This window comes from Streptomyces sp. NPDC056231 (assembly GCF_048270745.1).
Taxonomy (GTDB): Bacteria; Actinomycetota; Actinomycetes; order Streptomycetales; family Streptomycetaceae; genus Streptomyces.
In genome coordinates, this window is the sequence record NZ_JBLVKW010000081.1 from 4,133 (window position 1) to 21,066 (window position 16,934).

Genomic DNA, 16,934 nt, shown 5'->3' on the forward strand with positions numbered 1-16,934 from the left:
TGTCGCCGCCCTCGCCTATCTGAAGGCCGCCCGCGGGGCGCCGGCGCTGGTCACGCTCGACGTCGCTATTTAACACCTCTCCGGGGGGGGGCTGGCGCCGGCTCCATGGCGACGCCTGCCCCCGTCCGGTTCTTTGAAGATCACGTACACGAGAAGGGGAACGCCGTCATGGTGTTCAAGAAGCTGCTCGGTTCGCTCGGTGTGGGCGGCCCGCAGGTGGACACGGTCCTGGACCCGATCGCCGCCGTCCCTGGTGGGACCCTGTCGGGTCAGGTCAACCTGAGGGGCGGGAACGCCGACTTCACCATCGACCACATCACCCTGGAACTGGTCGCCCGCGTGGAGGCCGAGCACGACCACGGCGAGTCCGAGGGCGCGGTCGTTTTCCACCGCACGACCGTGGGCGGCAGCTTCCGCCTGGCCGAGGGCGAGCTGCGCTCGGTCCCGTTCGCCTTCCCGCTGCCGCACGAGACGCCGATCACCGAGCTGTACGGGCAGCCGCTCGGCATCATCCTCGGCGTGCGGACCGAGCTGGGGGTGGCCGGCGCCAAGGACAAGGGCGACCTCGACCAGCTCGCGGTACGGCCGCTGCCCGCCCAGGAGGCGATCCTGGAGGCCCTGGGCCAACTGGGCTTCGCCTTCAAGTCCGCCGACCTGGAGGCCGGACACATCCACGGCACCGGCCAGCAGCTGCCCTTCTACCAGGAGATCGAACTCACCCCGCCTGCGCAGTACGCCCACCAGGTCAGCGAGATCGAGGTCACCTTCCTCGCCTCCCCGGCCGGCGTGGAGGTCGTCATCGAGGCGGACAAGCGCGGCGGCCTCTTCCACGGCGGCCACGACGCGCTGACCCGCTTCTCCTACGGCCACCACGAGGCCGCCGGCCGCAACTGGAACGCCGAGGTCGAGACCTGGATGAACCAGCTCCTCGGCCACCACGGCGGCCACGACCCGTACAGCCACACCCCGCACATCCCGCACGACCCGTACGGGCACAGCGGGTACGGCACGCACGCCGACAAGGGTCACGGCCACGGCGGCCACCACGGCCACGACGACCACGGGCACCGCTCCGGGCCCGGCATGGGCACCGCCATCGCGGCCGGCGCCGCGGGCCTGGCCGTGGGTGTGGTCGGCGGCATGGTGGCCGCCGAAGTCGTCGACGAGATCGGCGACTTCTTCGAAGGTGAAGACGAGGACGAGGGCGGGGACGACGACGAGTAGCCTGCACGGCCAGTAGCTCCCGTCAGGGTTCTGGCAAGGCGCCGTCAGACCGAAAGGATGGCGGGACGACCTCCGCGAGATGACTCCTGGCGACCTGGTCAGCCGGGCCGGCCCGGCGTCACAGCGGAGGGCCGACCGCGGTCCAGCCAGCGGTCGGCCCTCGGAATCTCTGCCGGGCGTGGCTACTGCGTGGGCGGCTTGGTGTCGTCGTACGAGGACGTACCCGCGTCCAGCAGGGGCTCCTGGGTCTTCAGATGGGCCGGGGCGAAGGCCCGAAGCACGTGGTAGCCGGTGATCACGACGATGGTGCCGAGGGCGATTCCGCTCAGCTCGAAGTTGTCGGTGATTTTCAGGCTGACCCCGCCGACGCCGATGATGATGCCCGCGGCGGCCGGTACCAGATTCAGCGGGTTACGGAGGTCGACGTTGCCGCTCATCCAGATCTGGGCGCCCAGCAGACCGATCATTCCGTACAGGATGACGGTGATGCCGCCGAGGACCCCGCCCGGGATGGCGGCGACGACCGCACCGAACTTGGGGCAGAGGCCGAACAGCAGGGCGAAGCAGGCGGCGGCCCAGTACGCGGCGGTGGAGTAGACGCGGGTGGCGGCCATGACGCCGATGTTCTCGGAGTACGTGGTGTTGGGCGGGCCGCCCACGGCGGTGGAGAGCATGGAGGCCACGCCGTCCGCCGAGATGGCGGTGCCGAGCTTGTCGTCGAGCGGGTCACCGGTCATCTCGCCGACGGCCTTGACGTGCCCTGCGTTCTCCGCGATCAGCGCGATCACCACCGGCAGCGCGACCAGGATCGCGGACCACTCGAAGCTCGGGGCGTGGAAGGACGGCAGTCCGATCCAGTCGGCCTTGGAGACACCCGACAGGTCGAGCCGCCAGTGGTCGACCACCTCGGCGCCGCCCGCCGGTGAATGGATTTTGCCGAAGACCTGGTCCAGGACCCAGGACAGCACATAGCCGAAGACCAGGCCGAGGAAGATCGCGATACGCGAGAAGAATCCGCGCAGGCACACGACGGCCATTCCGGTGAACAGCATCACCGCCAGCGCGGTCCACTGGTCCTGCGGCCAGTACGTCGATGCGGTGACCGGTGCGAGGTTGAAGCCGATGAGCATGACGACGGCGCCGGTGACCACGGGCGGCATCGCCGCATGGATGATCCGAGCGCCGAACCGCTGCACCGCGAGACCCGCGAGGAAGAGCGCCGCGCCGACGACGAAGACCGCCCCGGTGACGACGGAGCTGTCGCCGCCACTGGCCCGGATGGTCGCGGCCACGCCGACGAAGGAGAGCGAGCAGCCCAGGTAGCTGGGCACCCGGCCGCGGGTGGCCAGCAGGAAGATGGCCGTCGCGACACCCGACATCATGATCGCGAGGTTCGGATCCAGACCCATGAGCACGGGAGCGACGAACGACGCGCCGAACATGGCCACCACGTGCTGGGCGCCGAGCCCGAACGTACGGGGCCAGGAGAGCCGCTCGTCGGGCCGGACCACGGCCCCCGGTGCGGGAGTCTTTCCGTCGCCGTGCAAGGTCCAGCGCACGCCGAGGCCGCCCATGGTTGCTCCCTGTGTGTCCGTGCGGTGCCCGGTGCTGTTCGTCCGGCCCGGCGCGATCCGCGGAAAAGATCAGCGTCATGGTAATGCCGGAGCGTCCGTTGACTCGTGTCGGGTCCCGTTGCGTCGGCCTCGGCCGGGCCCCATCCATGAGCCGTACGCTGGACACCGCATCCGCACTTGTTCCGCCTGGCCGGACCGTTCAGGCGCGGGGTTCGGCCGCCGCCGTGCCGGGCGCGCCGACCCCCTTCGCCGCGACCGGGCGGTTGCCCGCCCGCAACACGCCGGCGCCCAGCACCAGTCCGAACGCCAGCACTGTCACCAGGCCGAACGAGACGATCAGCGAGGTCGCCTCGGCCAGCGAACCGATGGCCGACGGAGCGATGAGTCCCGAGGTGTACGTGATGGTGGCAACGCCCGCGATCGCCTGACTCGGGTTCGGTCCACTGCGCCCGGCCGCCGCGAAGGCCAGGGGGACGACGACGGCGACACCGAGGCCGAGCAGCCCGAAGCCGCACATCGCGAGCACCGAGTTCGGCGACGTGACCACGAGCAGCCCGCCGGCCGTCGCCAGCACACCGCCGACCCGCACGGTCCTGACCGCGCCGCACCGGTCGACGACTCTGTCCCCGGCGATCCGGGCCACCGCCATCGTGAGCGCGAACGCCGTCGTCGACGCGGCTGCGAGTCCCGCGGAACTGTCCATGACGTCCCGGAGATAGACCGCCGACCAGTCCAGGCTGGCCCCCTCCGCGAACACCGCGCAGAAGCCCACCGCGCCGATGACCAGTGCCGACCTGGGGGGCAGCGTGAACCGCGGCGGCGGCTCCTCGTCCGGCTCGCTGCGCAGATCCAGCACGCCCTGACAGGCGATCAGGCCGAGCACGGTGAGCGCGAGGGCGGCGACGGTGTGGTGCAGCCGGGCGTCGGCGCCCAGGTGCGCGGCCACTGTGCCCGCCGCCGAACCGATGAGGGCACCCACGCTCCACATCCCGTGCAGCCCGGACATGATCGACCTGCCGAGACGGTTCTCCACCTCGACACCGAGGGCGTTCATCGCCACGTCCGACATGCCGGCCGATGCCCCGTACACGAGGAGTGCCGCGCACAACGTGAGCAGGTTCGGTGCCAGCGCGGGCAGGACCAGCGCCAGTGTCCACAGCGCCAGCAGCCCGCGCAGCGCCGTCCTGGCGCCGAAGCGATGACTGATCGCACCGGCCAGCGGCATGGCGAGCGAGGCACCGATCGCCGGGAACGCCAGGGCGAGACCGAGCTGCCCCGCGCTGAGCCCGGCGTGGTCCTGGATCCAGGGCACGCGGGTGGCGAAGCTGCCGGTCACGGCTCCGTGCACGGTGAAGACCGCAGCGACTGCGAACCTGGCCCGCCTCACCTGCTCCGCACCGAAGACCGTCTCTGCGGAATCCGTCGTCATGCCGGCTGTTCCCTCCCCTGGGAATTCTCTGCCGCCGGTGGCCCCGGCGCCCGCTCCGCGGTGCGGCCAGTAAACTATCAGGAACCCTGCCTGATAAATAGACCATCACGGTCAGTTCCCGTGCGGCAGTGATCTGGAAGGATCTCGGCATGCCCGCATCACCGAGCACCGCCCGGGCCATCAACGACCGGCTCGCCCTGCGACTGCTCCAGCAGGACGGCCCGCTGACGGCCACTCAGCTGAAGACCTTGACCGGACTCTCCCGTCCCACCGTCGCCGATCTGGTGGAGCGGCTGCAGGGCGCCGGGCTGATCCGGGTCGTCGGCGAGAGCGGCGCCGCACGCCGCGGCCCCAATGCCCGGCTGTACGGAATCGTCGCCGACCGGGCCCACCTCGCCGCTCTCGACGTACGGACCGACAGCGTCGCCGTCGTCGTCGCCGATCTCCTCGGTGTCACGCTCGCCGAGGCCACCCTGCCGATCGGCAGCGACACCGGAACCGATGCGGCCGCCGAGCAGGCCGCGGCGCTGCTGGAACGCACCGCGCGCGAGGCGGGCGCCGTACCGCTGCACAGCGTCGGCATCGGCGCCCCCGGCCTGATCGACCCGGTCACCGGCGAGCTCCACGACACCACCGGCCTGCCCGCCTGGCACCGCCGCCTGGTCCGGGTGCTGCAGCAGCGGCTGCCTGCGACCGTGCTCGTCGAGAACGAGACCAACCTCGCCGCCGTCGCCGAGCACCGCGCCGGAGCGGCCCGCGACCGTGACACGTTCGTCCTGCTCTGGCTCGGCCACGGCATCGGCGCCGCCGTGATGCTGGACGGCAAGCTGCGCCGCGGGGCCTCCGGCGGCGCGGGCGAGATCGGCTTCCTGCCCGTGCCGGGCACGACGGGAGTACCCTCCGCGGTCAGTTGCGACGGAGGGTTCCACTCCCTGGCCGGCTCCGTGCCGGTCTGTGAACTGGCCCGGGGACACGGCATCGACGTGCATACGCGGCCGGGCTCCGGGGAACAGGAACCCGCCGCCGCGTCCGCCGTACGGGCAGCTCTGGCGGGGGAGGGGGAGGGCGAGGCGTTCCTCGGCGCGCTCGCGGACCGCCTGGCGGTGGGCGCCGCCGCCGTCGCGTCGGTCATCGACCCCGGCTGTGTGGTCCTCGCGGGCGAGGTCGGCCATGCGGGCGGCGACGCGCTGGCGTCTCGGGTCGAGGAACGGCTGGCCATGATGTCCCCACTGCGCACGGAGGTCAGGGCAGGCGCTCTCGGCGGCTCCGCGGTACTGCGCGGCGCGCTGCTCGCCGCCCGCGAGGCAGCTCAGGACGAGCTGTTCACCGCGGGCGGCTGAGGTACGGAGGGCTCCCCGGGCCGGTCTGTGAGCCACTCCACAGGCACTCCTTCGCATGGCCCATGAGTGGGCGTGGCACACTGACCGTGTACCAGCAGCAGCGCACTCCGGGGTCGGTGCAATTCCGAACCGGCGGTTATAGTCCGCGACCCGTCCGCATCCAGCGGCCGGTTGACCAGGTGGGATTCCTGGACCGACGGTTAAAGTCCGGATGGGAGGCAGTGCGCGGCGGGTCGTCACAGGTACGCCGCCGTCGGCGGACGCATGTCCGGGATCCCCGGAACACTTGCGTCCGTGTCTTCGGTTTCGGCGTCCCCTGTTGCGTTCCGCTTCATCTGTCGTCATCGACAGGCCCCGGAGTCCGTGCCCGAAGAGGCAGGAGGACCCGGTGGACACCGCAGCCGACACCGCCGCCATGCGCCGAGCGATCGCGCTCGCCGCCCGCGGACTCGGCTCCACCAGCCCCAATCCGGTCGTCGGATGCGTGATCCTCGACGCCGAGGGGCAGCCGGCCGGTGAAGGCTTCCACCAGCGGGCCGGCGGGCCGCACGCCGAAATCCACGCCCTGCGCGAGGCAGGCGAGAAGGCCCGTGGCGGCACCGCCTACGTCACCCTCGAACCGTGCAACCACACCGGTCGCACCGGCCCCTGCGCCCAGGCGCTGACCGAGGCCGGCGTCAGCCGCGTCGTGTACGCGGTCGCCGACCCGAATCCGCAGGCCACCGGCGGCGCGGACACCCTCCGCGCCGCCGGGGTCACCGTGGAACAGGGACTCCTCGGCGAACTCGCCGAGGCGGGCAACACCGCCTGGCTGACCTCGGTGCGGCTCGGCCGTCCGTACGTGCTGTGGAAGTACGCGGCGACCCTCGACGGCCGGATCGCGGCCGCCGACGCCACCAGCCGTTGGATCACCTCCGCCGAGTCCCGCGCCGACGTCCACCGGCTGCGCGCCGAGGCCGACGCCGTCGTGGTCGGTTCCGGCACCGCCCGCACGGACGACCCCCAGCTCGGTGTACGTGGCATCGAAGGCGCCGTGCAGCCGCTCCGGGTCGTCGTCGACACCGATGCCACTGCGGTACGGCCCGGCGCCCGCGTCCTCGACACCACGGCGCCCACGCTGATCGCGGTCGCCGACGACGCCGACACCAGCCGTCTTCCCGAGGGAACCGTCCTGAGACTGCCGCGCGCCGCCACCGGCCGCGGCCTGGACATCCCCGCCCTGCTTGCCGCCCTGCACGGGCGCGGCGTCCGATCCGTACTCCTCGAAGGCGGCCCGACCCTGGCCGGGGCCTTCGTCGCGGCGGGAACGGTCGACAAGGTCGTCGGCTACCTCGCCCCCGTGCTCCTCGGCGCGGGCCCCGCAGCCCTCGCCGACGCCGGAATCTCCACCATCGCCCAGGCGTTGCGCCTCGATGTGACCGAGACCGTACGCATCGGCCCCGATCTGCGCATCACCGCCGTCCCCGGCCCTGCCCGGAAGGGAAACTGAGTGTTCACCGGAATTGTCGAAGAACTGGGTGAGGTCACCGCCGTCGAGAAGCTCGGCGACGCCTCCCGATTCCGCCTGCGCGGTCCCGTCGTCACCGAAGGCGCGAAGCACGGTGACTCCATCGCCGTCAACGGCGTCTGCCTCACCGTCGTCGACCTCGGCGACGGCGAATTCACCGCCGATGTGATGGCGGAGACCCTGAACCGGTCCAGCCTCGGCGCGCTGGAGACCGGCTCCCGGGTCAACCTGGAGCGCCCCATGGCACTCGGCGGCAGGCTCGGCGGACACATCGTCCAAGGACACGTCGACGGCACGGGCCGCATCGTCGAGCGCAAGCCCTCCGAGAACTGGGAGATCGTGAAGATCTCCCTCCCGGCGGAGCTGACCCGCTACGTGGTGGAGAAGGGATCGATCACCGTCGACGGCGTGAGCCTGACCGTCGTCGACGCCGGGCCCGACTACTTCACCATCAGCCTCATCCCCACCACCCTCGCCCTGACCACGCTCGGCATCAAGGAGCCCGGCGACCCGGTCAACCTCGAGGTGGACGTCATCGCGAAGTACGTCGAGCGGCTGCTCGGCACCACCGCGCAGGAGCCCGGGGAGCCGGCGAAGTGACTGCGCTGAACTGGCTGAACTCGGAGGCGTTCACCGCCTTCGGGCAGCGCATCATCTGGTCCGACATGATCGGCAACACGGTCGGTCTGATCGCGCTGGCCCTGGGCTGGCTCCGCTCGATTTGGACCTGGCCCGCCCAGCTCCTGTCCGGCGTCGTCCTGGTCGCCGCCAATCTCTCCGTCCACCAGGCGGGCAGCGTCGGCAAGCAACTCGTGGTCGTCGCCGTGGCCGTGTGGGGCTGGCGGCAGTGGACCCGGGGCAGGCAGCAGGCCCAGGACGGTTCCCTCGCCGTACGGTTCGCCACCTGGCGTGAGCGCGGCTTCCTGATGGGCGCCGCCGCGGTGGGCACCCTCGCGGTCGGCGGTCTGTTCACCGCGTTCCCCTCGCTCTCCTGGAGCCCGTGGGCGGACGCGTACATATTCGCCGGCACGCTCGTCGCGATGTTCGCCCAGGCCCGCGGCATGGTCGAGTTCTGGTTCGCCTGGCTTCTCGTCGACCTGGTCGGCGTACCGCTGAACTTCCACAGCGGTCTCGCCTTCTCCGGTCTCATCTACGTCGTGTACGGCGCCCTCGTCCTGTGGGGCATGCGCGACTGGTGGCTGCGTTCGCGGACACCCGCTCTGGAAGGAGCCACGGCATGACTGCCCAGCCCACCTGGTTGCACCGGGAAGACAGCACGGCCGAGGACCTGTCCCTCGACCCCGTCGAGCAGGCGATCCGCGACATCGCCGCCGGCCGCCCCGTCGTCGTCGTCGACGACGAGGACCGGGAGAACGAGGGCGACCTCGTCATCGCCGCCGAGAAGGCCACCCCCGAGATTGTCGCCTTCATGATGAGTGAGTGCCGCGGCCTGATCTGCGCACCCATGGAGAACGACGAGCTGGAGCGGCTCGACCTGCCGCAGATGGTCGCGCACAACACCGAGTCGATGCGTACGGCGTTCACCGTCTCGGTCGACGCCTCTGCGGCGCACGGTGTCACCACCGGCATCTCCGCCGCCGACCGGGCCACCACGCTCCGGATGCTGGCGGGCGGCCGGGCCGGCCCCGGCGACTTCGTGCGCCCCGGCCACATCTTCCCGCTCCGGGCAAGGACCGGCGGTGTCCTGGTCCGCAACGGCCACACCGAGGCCGCTGTCGACCTGGCCCGGCTCGCCGGGCTCCGTCCCGCCGGAGCGATCGTCGAGATCGCGGGCGAGGACGGCGTCATGCTGCGGCTGCCGGAGCTGGTCCCGTTCGCCCGCAAGCACGGCCTCACCATCATCTCGATCGAGGACCTGATCGCGTACCGCCGTTCCGCCGAGCCGACCGTCCGCCGCGAGGCCGAGGTCCGGCTGCCGACGTCGTTCGGAGAGTTCACCGCGTACGGCTACCGCTCCACCGTCGACGGCGTCGAGCACGTCGCGCTCGTCCACGGCGACCTCGGTGACGGCGACGACACCCTCGTCCGCATCCACTCCGAGTGCCTGACCGGCGACATCTTCCAGTCCCAGCGCTGCGACTGCGGCCCCCAGTTGCACGCCTCCATGCAGCGCATCACCGAAGAGGGCCGCGGCGTCGTCGTCTATCTGCGCGGCCACGAGGGCCGGGGGATCGGCCTGCTCTCCAAGCTGCGCGCGTACGAGCTCCAGGAGCGCGGCGTCGACACCCTCGACGCCAACCTGGAGCTCGGCCTGCCCGCCGACGCCCGGGACTACGCGGCAGGCGCCCAGATCCTCCAGGACCTCGGCGTCCACCGCGTCCGGCTGATGACGAACAACCCCGACAAGACCGCGGCGCTCCTGCGGCACGGCCTCGCGGTCACCGGACGCGAGCCGATGCCCGTCCAGGCCGGCGAACACAACCTGCGGTACCTGCGCACCAAGCGGGACCGCATGGGACACGACCTGCCCTGGCTCGACACCGCCTCGGTGTCGACCTGCGGCAACCAGTAACGAGCACGGAAACGAGCGGTAGGAGAGACATGAGCGGCAAGGGTGCACCCGAACTGTCCGTACGCAACTGCGGTGACCTGCGAGTGGCGGTGATCGCCGCCCAGTGGCACGAGAAGGTCATGAACGGCCTCGTCGACGGCGCGCTGCGCGCCCTGCACGAGCTCGGCATCGACGAGCCGACCTTGCTCCGGGTGCCCGGCAGCTTCGAGCTCCCGGTCGTCGCCAAGGTCCTCGCCGGCCGCGGCTACGACGCGATCGTCGCGCTCGGCGTGATCATCCGCGGCGGCACACCCCACTTCGAGTACGTGTCCCACGGCGTCACCAACGGGCTCACCCAGGTCGCCGTCGACACGGGAGTCCCGGTCGGCTTCGGTGTACTGACCTGTGACACCGAGGAGCAGGCGCTCGACCGGGCCGGGCTCGAAGGTTCCAACGAGGACAAGGGACACGAAGCGGTCACCGCGGCCGTCGCAACCGCCGCCACGCTGCGTACCGTCAGCGAGCCCTGGCGCTGAACGGGGGTGCCGGACCCCGTACGCTAAGGACCATCATGGCGAACAAAACCTTTGAAGAGCTCTTCGCCGAGCTGCAGCTCAAGGCCGCCAGCGGCGACCCCTCCACCTCCCGCACCGCCGAGCTGGTGGACAAGGGCGTCCATGCCATCGGCAAGAAGGTCGTCGAGGAGGCCGCCGAAGTCTGGATGGCCGCCGAGCACGAGAGCAAGGACGCCGCCGCCGAGGAGATCTCCCAGCTGCTGTACCACGTCCAGGTGATGATGGTCGCCCGCGGAATCTCGCTCGACGACGTCTACGCCCACCTCTGAGCACAGTTCCGTACCCCGCACGTCACGTCCGTAGAAAACCCCTTCGCACAAAGGAAACCTGACCTCATGCTGCGCATCGCCGTTCCCAACAAGGGTTCTCTCTCCGGGCCTGCGATGGCGATGCTCCATGAGGCCGGTTACCAGCAGCGCAAGGAGTCCAAGGAGCTCGTCCTCGTCGACCCCGACAACGAGGTCGAGTTCTTCTATCTGCGCCCGCGCGACATCGCGATCTACGTCAGCTCCGGCCGTCTCGACATCGGCATCACGGGCCGCGATCTGCTGCTGGACTCCGGCGCGCAGTCCGAGGAGATCCTGCAGCTCGGCTTCGCCCGCTCCACCTTCCGCTACGCCACCAAGCCCGGCACGGCCGCCGGGCCGCAGGACTTCGACGGCATGACGATCGCCACCTCCTACGAGGGCATCGTGGCCAAGCACCTCGCCGACGTCGGCGTCACCGCCTCCGTCGTCCACCTCGACGGCGCGGTCGAGACCGCCATCGAGCTCGGCGTCGCCCAGGTCATCGCCGATGTGGTGGAGACCGGCACCAGCCTGCGCAACGCGGGGCTCGAAGTGATCGGCGAGCCGATCATGAAGTCGGAAGCCGTCGTCATCCGCCGGACGGGCGCCGCCGAGGACGACCCCAAGGTGCAGCAGTTCCTCCGCCGCCTCCAGGGCGTCCTGGTCGCCCGCAGCTACGTGATGATGGACTACGACTGCCGCGTCGAGCACCTGGAGCGCGCCGTCGCCCTCACCCCGGGCCTGGAGTCGCCGACGATCTCCCCGCTGCACCACGAGGGCTGGGTCGCCGTCCGCTCCATGGTCGCCGCCAAGGAGGCCCAGCGGATCATGGACGACCTGTACGAGCTCGGCGCCCGCGCCATCCTCACCACGGCCATCCACGCCTGCCGCCTCTGACGGCCGGACCACAAGCGATCACCCCCGGAAGACAGAAGAACACCATGTCCACCTCCGCTCCCCGGCCCGAACTTCCCGCCCTCCCGGTCACCTTCCGGCCGACCCGTACCCGGGTGGTCCTGCTGACCGTCGGAGCGGCGATGTTCGTCGTCATCACCGTCATCGCTATGAGCCTGGAGCAGCTCAGCCCGGGGGAGCGGATCAGCTTCATCTTCACCGCGCTGCTCTTCTTCGCCGTCCTGGCGCTGCTCAGCCGCCCCAAGGTCGTCGCCGACGACCAGGGGGTGACCGTGGTCAATCTCACCCGCACCCGACGGCTGTCCTGGGCGGAGATCCTCCGCGTCAACCTGCGCGTCGGCGACCCGTGGGTCTTTCTCGACCTCAGCGACGGGACCAGCATGCCCGCCCTCGGCATCCAGCCCGGAATCGCCAAGGAACAGGCCATTCGCGACGCCCGTACGCTCCGCACACTCGCCGAGAACCACGGCGCCTGTACGGAGAACGGCTGAGCCCCCTGCCCCGCACGGCCACTTCTTGATTACTCTGGAGGGCGGTGGCGCCCTGTGCGCCCCGCCCCGCACCAGAGGCCCCCGGGCCGGCGGGGCTTTCCTGCGACCCAAGGAGTGACTCCCTCCATCAATGGACGGATCGTCCGGTAGTACCTGCGCCGCCCCTTCCCAGGAGGCGGCGGCATGACCATCCCCCTGCTGCTTCTGAGCGCAGCATTCCTTCTCATCCTCGCCAACGGATTCTTCGTGGCGGCCGAATTCGGGCTCGTCACGGTGGAGCGGCCGGACGCCGAGCGCGCCGCCGCCGAGGGCGACCGGCGGGCCCGTACCGTCGTCGACGCCCTGCGCGAGCTCTCCTTCCAGCTCTCCGGCACCCAGCTGGGCATCACCATCACCTCACTGGTCGTGGGCATGCTCGCCGAGCCGGCCCTCGCCCAGCTGCTCACCGGACCCCTCACCGCGACCGGCCTCCCCGGCGGGGCGGTACCCGGCGTCAGCATGGTGATCGGGATGATCGTCGCCTCCGCAGTCCAGATGGTGATCGGCGAGCTCGTACCGAAGAACTGGGCGGTCTCCAGGCCGCTCCAGGTCGCCCGGTTCGTGGCCGGCCCCCAGCACCGCTTCGCCGGTGCTCTGCGGCCGGTGATCACGCTGCTGGACACCGTCGCCAACCGGCTGGTCCGCCTGCTGGGCGTCGAACCCACCGACGAGCTGGCCTCCGCCCGCACCCCCGGTGAACTGGTCTCCCTGGCCCGGCACTCCGCCGAGGCGGGCACCCTCGAACAGGACACGGCCGATCTCTTCGTACGGACCCTGTCGCTCGCCGGACTCACCGCTCAGCACGTCATGACACCGCGCGTGAAGGTCAGCGCCCTGCAGTCGACCGCCACCGCGGCGGACGTCCTCAACCTCACCCGCGCCACCGGCCTCTCCCGCTTCCCGGTGTACCGGGACCGGATCGACGAGGTCGTCGGCATGATCCACCTCAAGGACGCGCTCGCCGTGCCCGCCCAGGAACGCCTGCGCACCACCGCGGGCCGGATCGCCGTACCGCCCCTCCTCGTACCCGAGACACTCCCGGTCGAACAGTTGCTCCAGCGCCTGCGCAAGGAGCAGCCGATCGCCGTCGTGGTCGACGAGTACGGTGGCACCGCCGGGGTCGTCACCCTGGAGGACATCATCGAGGAGCTGGTCGGCGAGGTCAGGGACGAGCACGACGCGGAAGGCGCCGACCGGCCCGAACTGGTCCCCGCCGTTTCCGAGGACGGCCGTTCCGCCTGGGACGCCGAAGGCAGCTGCCGGGTCCTCACCCTGCGCCGGATAGGCCTCGACGTACCGGAAGGACCGTACGAGACGGTGGCCGGACTGGTCGCCGATCTGCTCGGGCGGATCCCCGCCCCCGGCGACCGGGCCGAGCTGCCGGGCTGGCGGATCTCGGTCCGCCAGGTCGGTCACTACCGTGCGGAGCAGGTCCGCTTCGTACGCATCGCCGAACCGGCCGAACCGGTCGACGAGCCCTCGGCCGCCCGTGGTGTCCTGGAGGGCGCCCGATGAGCGTCGTCCAGTTGCTCTTCGCCGGGCTCCTCGTCCTGGCGAACGGCTTCTTCGTCGGTGCCGAGTTCGCACTCGTTTCCGTACGCCGCAGCCAGATCGAACCCCTCGCGGCAGCCGGGTCCGGCAGGGCCCGCCAAGTGCTCTACGGCCTGGAGAACCTGCCGCAGATGATGGCCGCAGCCCAGTTCGGCATCACTGTCTGCTCCCTGACCCTCGGCGCCGTCGCCGAACCGACCGTCGCCCACCTGCTGGAGCCGGTCTTCCACGCGGTCCACATCCCCGAGGAGCTCATTCACCCGCTCGGCTACGTGCTGGCGCTCGTCCTCGTGGTCTTCCTCCACCTCGTCATCGGCGAAATGGTCCCGAAGAACCTGGCGATGGCAGCCCCGGAGAAGACCGCGCTGTGGCTCAGCCCGGCCCTGGTCGGCTTCGCCCGGCTGTGCCGCCCCGTCACCACGGCGCTGGGCGCCTGCGCCCGGCTGGTGCTCCGGCTCTTCCGCGTCGAACCCAAGGACGAGGTCGAGGCCGTCTTCACCAGCGAGCAGCTCAACCGGCTCGTCGAGGACTCCGGGCAGGCCGGACTGCTGGAACCGGAGGCGCAGGAGCGGCTGGAGGATGCCCTGGAGCTGGGCAGCAGGCCGGTCACCGATGTGCTGCTCGCCAAGGCAGCCCTGGTGACGGTGGACCCGTCGGTCACCCCGCGCAGGATCGAGGATCTGTCCGTACGGACCGGCTACTCGCGGTTCCCCGTCTGTGCGGAGGGCGGCGGCCCGTTCATGGGGTATCTGCACGTCAAGGACGTCCTCGACCTGGAGGACGACGAACGGGCTGTCCCGCAGCACATCTGGCGCCCGATGGCGACACTGCGCGCGGAGCTGCCCCTGGACGACGCCCTGACGGTGATGCGTCGCGCCGCCACCCATCTGGCCCAGGTGGCCGACGCATCGGGCCGGATCCTCGGTCTGGTCGCGATGGAGGACGTCCTGGAAATGCTGGTGGGCGAGGTGCGCGACCCGGCGCACCGGGTCTCGATACCCCGCCGGACGGTGGACGTGGCGTCGGCAGCCCCTGTCCCGGACGAACTGCAACCACTGGCAACCGCATCGGGCCCGTCGGCCTTCTCGAGCCTGTCCGGCGATTGAGAACGGTCGTGCCAGGCCTCCTCGCCGGACGGGCGCTCAGTGCAGCCCGTCCGGCGAGCGGGGACAAACCGCCCACCGGGTGACGCCCGACACGATGACACCGCCCACCCGGCCGACGAGGTCACAGCGGCGGAGGCTCCTGCTGGCCCCGGTCAACCTGCCCCCGGCCGGACAGTACTTCGCCGTACGCCTGCATCAGATCCGGCAGCCGCAGCGTCGCAAGATCGTCGCGGGTGGGCACCGTCGCGTACCCGGAGAGCCGCAGGTCCCGGTACGCGCAGCTCTTCTCGTACAGCGTGCGCAGGAACCGTCCGTTGCCCAGCTCGTCGATCCAGCCCTGGTCGACGACATGGCCGCTGATCGAGCGCAGCTCCTCCAGGGCCTCCTCGTCCCACACGTCGTCGTTGTCCGCGGCCAGGACCTCACCGATCGAGGTGAGTTCCAGCGGCCGGTAGCTGGGGAAGTCCACCCGGGTGGTGAACCGGGAGGAGAGTCCGGGGTTGGTGGCCAGCAGCCGGTCCATGCCTTCGGGGTAGCCCGCGAGGATGACGACGAGATGGTCCCGGTTGTCCTCGGCCCGCTTGAGGAGGACCTGCAGCGCCTCGTCCCCGTACGCGTCGCCCTTGCTGTAGCCGGAGTTGGAGAGGCTGTACGCCTCGTCGACGAACAGCACCCCACCGAGCGCCGAGTCGATCAGCTCATTGGCCTTGACCGCTGTCTGTCCGAGGAACTCGCCGACCAGATCCGAGCGTTGGGCCTCGACGAGATGGTCCCCGCCGAGCAGCCCCAGCGCGTAGAAGACCCGGCCCAGGATGCGGGCCACTGTGGTCTTCCCGGTGCCCGAGGGGCCGGAGAAGACGAAGTGGCGCTTCGGCGGCTGGACCGGGAGCCCCTGACCGGCCCGCAGCCGCGCCATGTTCAACTGCGCGGACAATGCCTTGACCTGGCGCTTGACCGGTTCGAGGCCGACCATGCGCTCCAGCTCCGCCAGCGCCGCGGCGAGCAGCACCGGATCGCTGGGCCCCGCCGGGAATGCCTGCGAGGACTGGCCGGGCACGGCGGTCTTCTTCCGCGCCCCGTCTGCCCGAGGAGGCACCCCGGCGCCCGGCAGGTTCTCCGGATCGCCGCCGGGCCGCAGTTCCCGCCCGCCCACCGGATCGGTGCCGAGCAGCGGGTCCCCGTCCGGCAGCGCCTCCGCGGCCGTGGAACCGGCGCCCAGCCCGGTCAGCGACACGGACGCGAGACCGGCCGCCTCGTCGGAGCCTTCGAGCCCGTCGTAGTCCGCGATCGCGGCGAGCCGCGCCGAGGTGTCCATGAACGCCGGGTCGATCCGGTGCACCGCCCGGTAGAGCGGCAGGGCGGCCGCGCTGCGCCCGGTGCCCTCGTGCGCGCGGGCCAGCCAGTAGCGCAGCTCCTTGCGCTGCGGCTGTTCGCTGCGGCAGCGCATCAGCGCGGTGGAGAGCAGCGGCTCGGCCTGCCCGTACATCTCCAGCCGCACCCGCGCCATCCCGCCGAAGAGTCCCGCCTCGATGCCGAGCAGCGGATCGTCGACGAGCTGTTCGGTGTGGCGGACGAGCTGTTCCCAGTCCTTCACCAGATATGAGCGGCAGGCGTGCAGAAACCGCACCTGAGGGTCCGCGTCCACGGGTGGCAGTCCGGCCAGCGCCCGGTCCAGCTCGGGGACATGGCGTCCGTCCAGCCAGTGCGAGGCGTGCGCGAGCAGCAGGTCGCGCGGGCTCTCCAGTACGGGCTGTACCCACCAGCCCAGCCAGTACCAGGAGTTGAGCGTGCGCCGATGGCGGGTGCGCTGTTCGCCGAAGCGCTCGCGGTGGCGGTACATCCGCAGCAGCGCGGTCGTCGTGTCGATCCGCAGGGCATGGAGGCCGAGCCAGCCGTCCGCCATACCGGGATCCAGCCGCACCGCCGTTCTGAACTCCTCCTCGGCCTGCGGATAGGCGCCCATCGTGTAGGCGTCCACGCCGCGCAGCCAGGCGAGGTCGGCCGGGGCCTGTGCGCCCTGCGTGCCGATGTCCATCAGGTCCCCCACAAGCCGTGCCCCCCGGTTGTCCCGCCGCATGACCCGCCCGTCCAGGCGCGCTGAACCATGCTGCCGTGGACGGGAATTGACCGCACCGAGAGGCATCGTACCTGCGCAGGTGGTGCGCGACTAAGGGCACCGCAAGCAGAACGGGGACCGTGACCGAGGGTAAGCGGAATACGGTGGACAGCCGTACGAAGGTGGGTGCGGGGACAGGACGAAGCCCCCGATCACGGGGGAACAACCGGGGGCTTCGCGTCTGTGAGGGCTCCGAAAAGCCGCACATTGAGAACGTAAGACCTGTACCGCCCCCGGGTCAAGCGGAGTTGAGGCACTCCCGGGCCGT

Annotated in this window: 15 protein-coding genes and 1 riboswitch; of the genes, 12 read left to right on the forward strand and 3 right to left on the reverse strand. The window is 70.9% G+C overall.

The genetic code is table 11. From position 1 onward, the window contains the following. Window positions 1-168 precede the first annotated feature (168 nt). Window positions 169-1,224 carry a sporulation protein gene (locus ACNPQM_RS36525; RefSeq protein ID WP_418087336.1) on the forward strand — a complete coding sequence of 352 codons (1,056 nt, stop codon included), beginning with the start codon at window positions 169-171 and terminating at the stop codon, window positions 1,222-1,224. 182 nt (window positions 1,225-1,406) lie between these two features. Here the strand turns inward: ACNPQM_RS36525 and ACNPQM_RS36530 are convergent, their stop codons facing one another. Next, a complete protein-coding gene (locus ACNPQM_RS36530; protein ID WP_358861538.1) occupies window positions 1,407-2,798 on the reverse strand; it encodes a uracil-xanthine permease family protein in 1,392 nt (463 codons plus the stop codon). A gap of 199 nt (window positions 2,799-2,997) precedes the next feature. Beyond that, on the reverse strand, window positions 2,998-4,227 hold the full coding sequence (locus tag ACNPQM_RS36535) for an MFS transporter (RefSeq protein WP_418087337.1): 1,230 nt from the start codon (window positions 4,225-4,227) through the stop codon (window positions 2,998-3,000). A gap of 149 nt (window positions 4,228-4,376) precedes the next feature. On the opposite strand from ACNPQM_RS36535, the gene ACNPQM_RS36540 reads away from it, so the two are divergent. From ACNPQM_RS36540 to ACNPQM_RS36590, 11 genes are all read left to right on the forward strand, one after another. After that, entirely contained in the window at window positions 4,377-5,567 is a 1,191-nt protein-coding gene (locus ACNPQM_RS36540; RefSeq protein WP_358861540.1) for an ROK family transcriptional regulator, read from the forward strand. Window positions 5,568-5,665: 98 nt separating this feature from the next. Next, window positions 5,666-5,796: riboswitch (FMN riboswitch) on the forward strand. A 159-nt stretch (window positions 5,797-5,955) separates the two neighbouring features. Then, complete coding sequence (ribD, locus tag ACNPQM_RS36545; RefSeq protein ID WP_418087338.1) at window positions 5,956-7,056, forward strand: bifunctional diaminohydroxyphosphoribosylaminopyrimidine deaminase/5-amino-6-(5-phosphoribosylamino)uracil reductase RibD; 1,101 nt, start codon at window positions 5,956-5,958, stop codon at window positions 7,054-7,056. Continuing rightward, window positions 7,057-7,674 carry a riboflavin synthase gene (locus ACNPQM_RS36550; RefSeq protein WP_358861542.1) on the forward strand — a complete coding sequence of 206 codons (618 nt, stop codon included), beginning with the start codon at window positions 7,057-7,059 and terminating at the stop codon, window positions 7,672-7,674. It begins immediately after the preceding gene. Continuing rightward, complete coding sequence (locus tag ACNPQM_RS36555; protein ID WP_358861543.1) at window positions 7,671-8,315, forward strand: nicotinamide mononucleotide transporter family protein; 645 nt, start codon at window positions 7,671-7,673, stop codon at window positions 8,313-8,315. The genes ACNPQM_RS36550 and ACNPQM_RS36555 overlap by 4 nt, the downstream gene beginning before the upstream one ends. Continuing rightward, window positions 8,312-9,607, forward strand: a complete 1,296-nt coding sequence (locus tag ACNPQM_RS36560) for a bifunctional 3,4-dihydroxy-2-butanone-4-phosphate synthase/GTP cyclohydrolase II (protein WP_358861544.1) — start codon at window positions 8,312-8,314, stop codon at window positions 9,605-9,607. Before ACNPQM_RS36555 ends, ACNPQM_RS36560 begins: the two co-directional genes overlap by 4 nt. Window positions 9,608-9,636: 29 nt before the next feature. After that, complete coding sequence (gene ribH, locus ACNPQM_RS36565) at window positions 9,637-10,122, forward strand: 6,7-dimethyl-8-ribityllumazine synthase (protein WP_366133011.1); 486 nt, start codon at window positions 9,637-9,639, stop codon at window positions 10,120-10,122. A gap of 35 nt (window positions 10,123-10,157) precedes the next feature. Then, window positions 10,158-10,430, forward strand: coding sequence for a phosphoribosyl-ATP diphosphatase (locus ACNPQM_RS36570; protein WP_266422236.1), 273 nt, complete (start codon window positions 10,158-10,160; stop codon window positions 10,428-10,430). Window positions 10,431-10,496: 66 nt separating this feature from the next. Further along, a complete protein-coding gene (gene hisG / locus ACNPQM_RS36575; protein WP_358861546.1) occupies window positions 10,497-11,345 on the forward strand; it encodes an ATP phosphoribosyltransferase in 849 nt (282 codons plus the stop codon). Between the two features lie 44 nt (window positions 11,346-11,389). Further along, on the forward strand, window positions 11,390-11,854 hold the full coding sequence (locus tag ACNPQM_RS36580) for a PH domain-containing protein (protein ID WP_418087339.1): 465 nt from the start codon (window positions 11,390-11,392) through the stop codon (window positions 11,852-11,854). A 183-nt stretch (window positions 11,855-12,037) separates the two neighbouring features. Continuing rightward, the gene (locus tag ACNPQM_RS36585) at window positions 12,038-13,408 is read left to right on the forward strand and encodes a hemolysin family protein (RefSeq protein ID WP_418087340.1); all 1,371 of its coding nucleotides are present in this window, start codon (window positions 12,038-12,040) and stop codon (window positions 13,406-13,408) included. Next, entirely contained in the window at window positions 13,405-14,550 is a 1,146-nt protein-coding gene (locus ACNPQM_RS36590) for a hemolysin family protein (protein ID WP_358861549.1), read from the forward strand. Before ACNPQM_RS36585 ends, ACNPQM_RS36590 begins: the two co-directional genes overlap by 4 nt. Window positions 14,551-14,671: 121 nt before the next feature. On the opposite strand, the gene ACNPQM_RS36595 is transcribed toward ACNPQM_RS36590, so the two are convergent. After that, window positions 14,672-16,585 (reverse strand): AAA family ATPase, encoded by a 1,914-nt coding sequence (locus tag ACNPQM_RS36595; protein WP_418087341.1) that lies wholly within the window; start codon window positions 16,583-16,585, stop codon window positions 14,672-14,674. Window positions 16,586-16,934 lie beyond the last annotated feature (349 nt).

Bases quoted from the DNA above. Each gene is read 5' to 3' on its own strand.
- ACNPQM_RS36525 (WP_418087336.1), top strand. From the start codon at position 169: ATGGTGTTCAAGAAGCTGCTCGGTTCGCTCGGTGTGGGCGGCCCGCAG.
- ACNPQM_RS36530 (WP_358861538.1), bottom strand. From the start codon at position 2,798: ATGGGCGGCCTCGGCGTGCGCTGGACCTTGCACGGCGACGGAAAGACT.
- ACNPQM_RS36535 (WP_418087337.1), bottom strand. From the start codon at position 4,227: ATGACGACGGATTCCGCAGAGACGGTCTTCGGTGCGGAGCAGGTGAGG.
- ACNPQM_RS36540 (WP_358861540.1), top strand. From the start codon at position 4,377: ATGCCCGCATCACCGAGCACCGCCCGGGCCATCAACGACCGGCTCGCC.
- ACNPQM_RS36560 (WP_358861544.1), top strand. From the start codon at position 8,312: ATGACTGCCCAGCCCACCTGGTTGCACCGGGAAGACAGCACGGCCGAG.
- ribH (WP_366133011.1), top strand. From the start codon at position 9,637: ATGAGCGGCAAGGGTGCACCCGAACTGTCCGTACGCAACTGCGGTGAC.
- ACNPQM_RS36570 (WP_266422236.1), top strand. From the start codon at position 10,158: ATGGCGAACAAAACCTTTGAAGAGCTCTTCGCCGAGCTGCAGCTCAAG.
- hisG (WP_358861546.1), top strand. From the start codon at position 10,497: ATGCTGCGCATCGCCGTTCCCAACAAGGGTTCTCTCTCCGGGCCTGCG.
- ACNPQM_RS36580 (WP_418087339.1), top strand. From the start codon at position 11,390: ATGTCCACCTCCGCTCCCCGGCCCGAACTTCCCGCCCTCCCGGTCACC.
- ACNPQM_RS36585 (WP_418087340.1), top strand. From the start codon at position 12,038: ATGACCATCCCCCTGCTGCTTCTGAGCGCAGCATTCCTTCTCATCCTC.
- ACNPQM_RS36590 (WP_358861549.1), top strand. From the start codon at position 13,405: ATGAGCGTCGTCCAGTTGCTCTTCGCCGGGCTCCTCGTCCTGGCGAAC.
- ACNPQM_RS36595 (WP_418087341.1), bottom strand. From the start codon at position 16,585: ATGGACATCGGCACGCAGGGCGCACAGGCCCCGGCCGACCTCGCCTGG.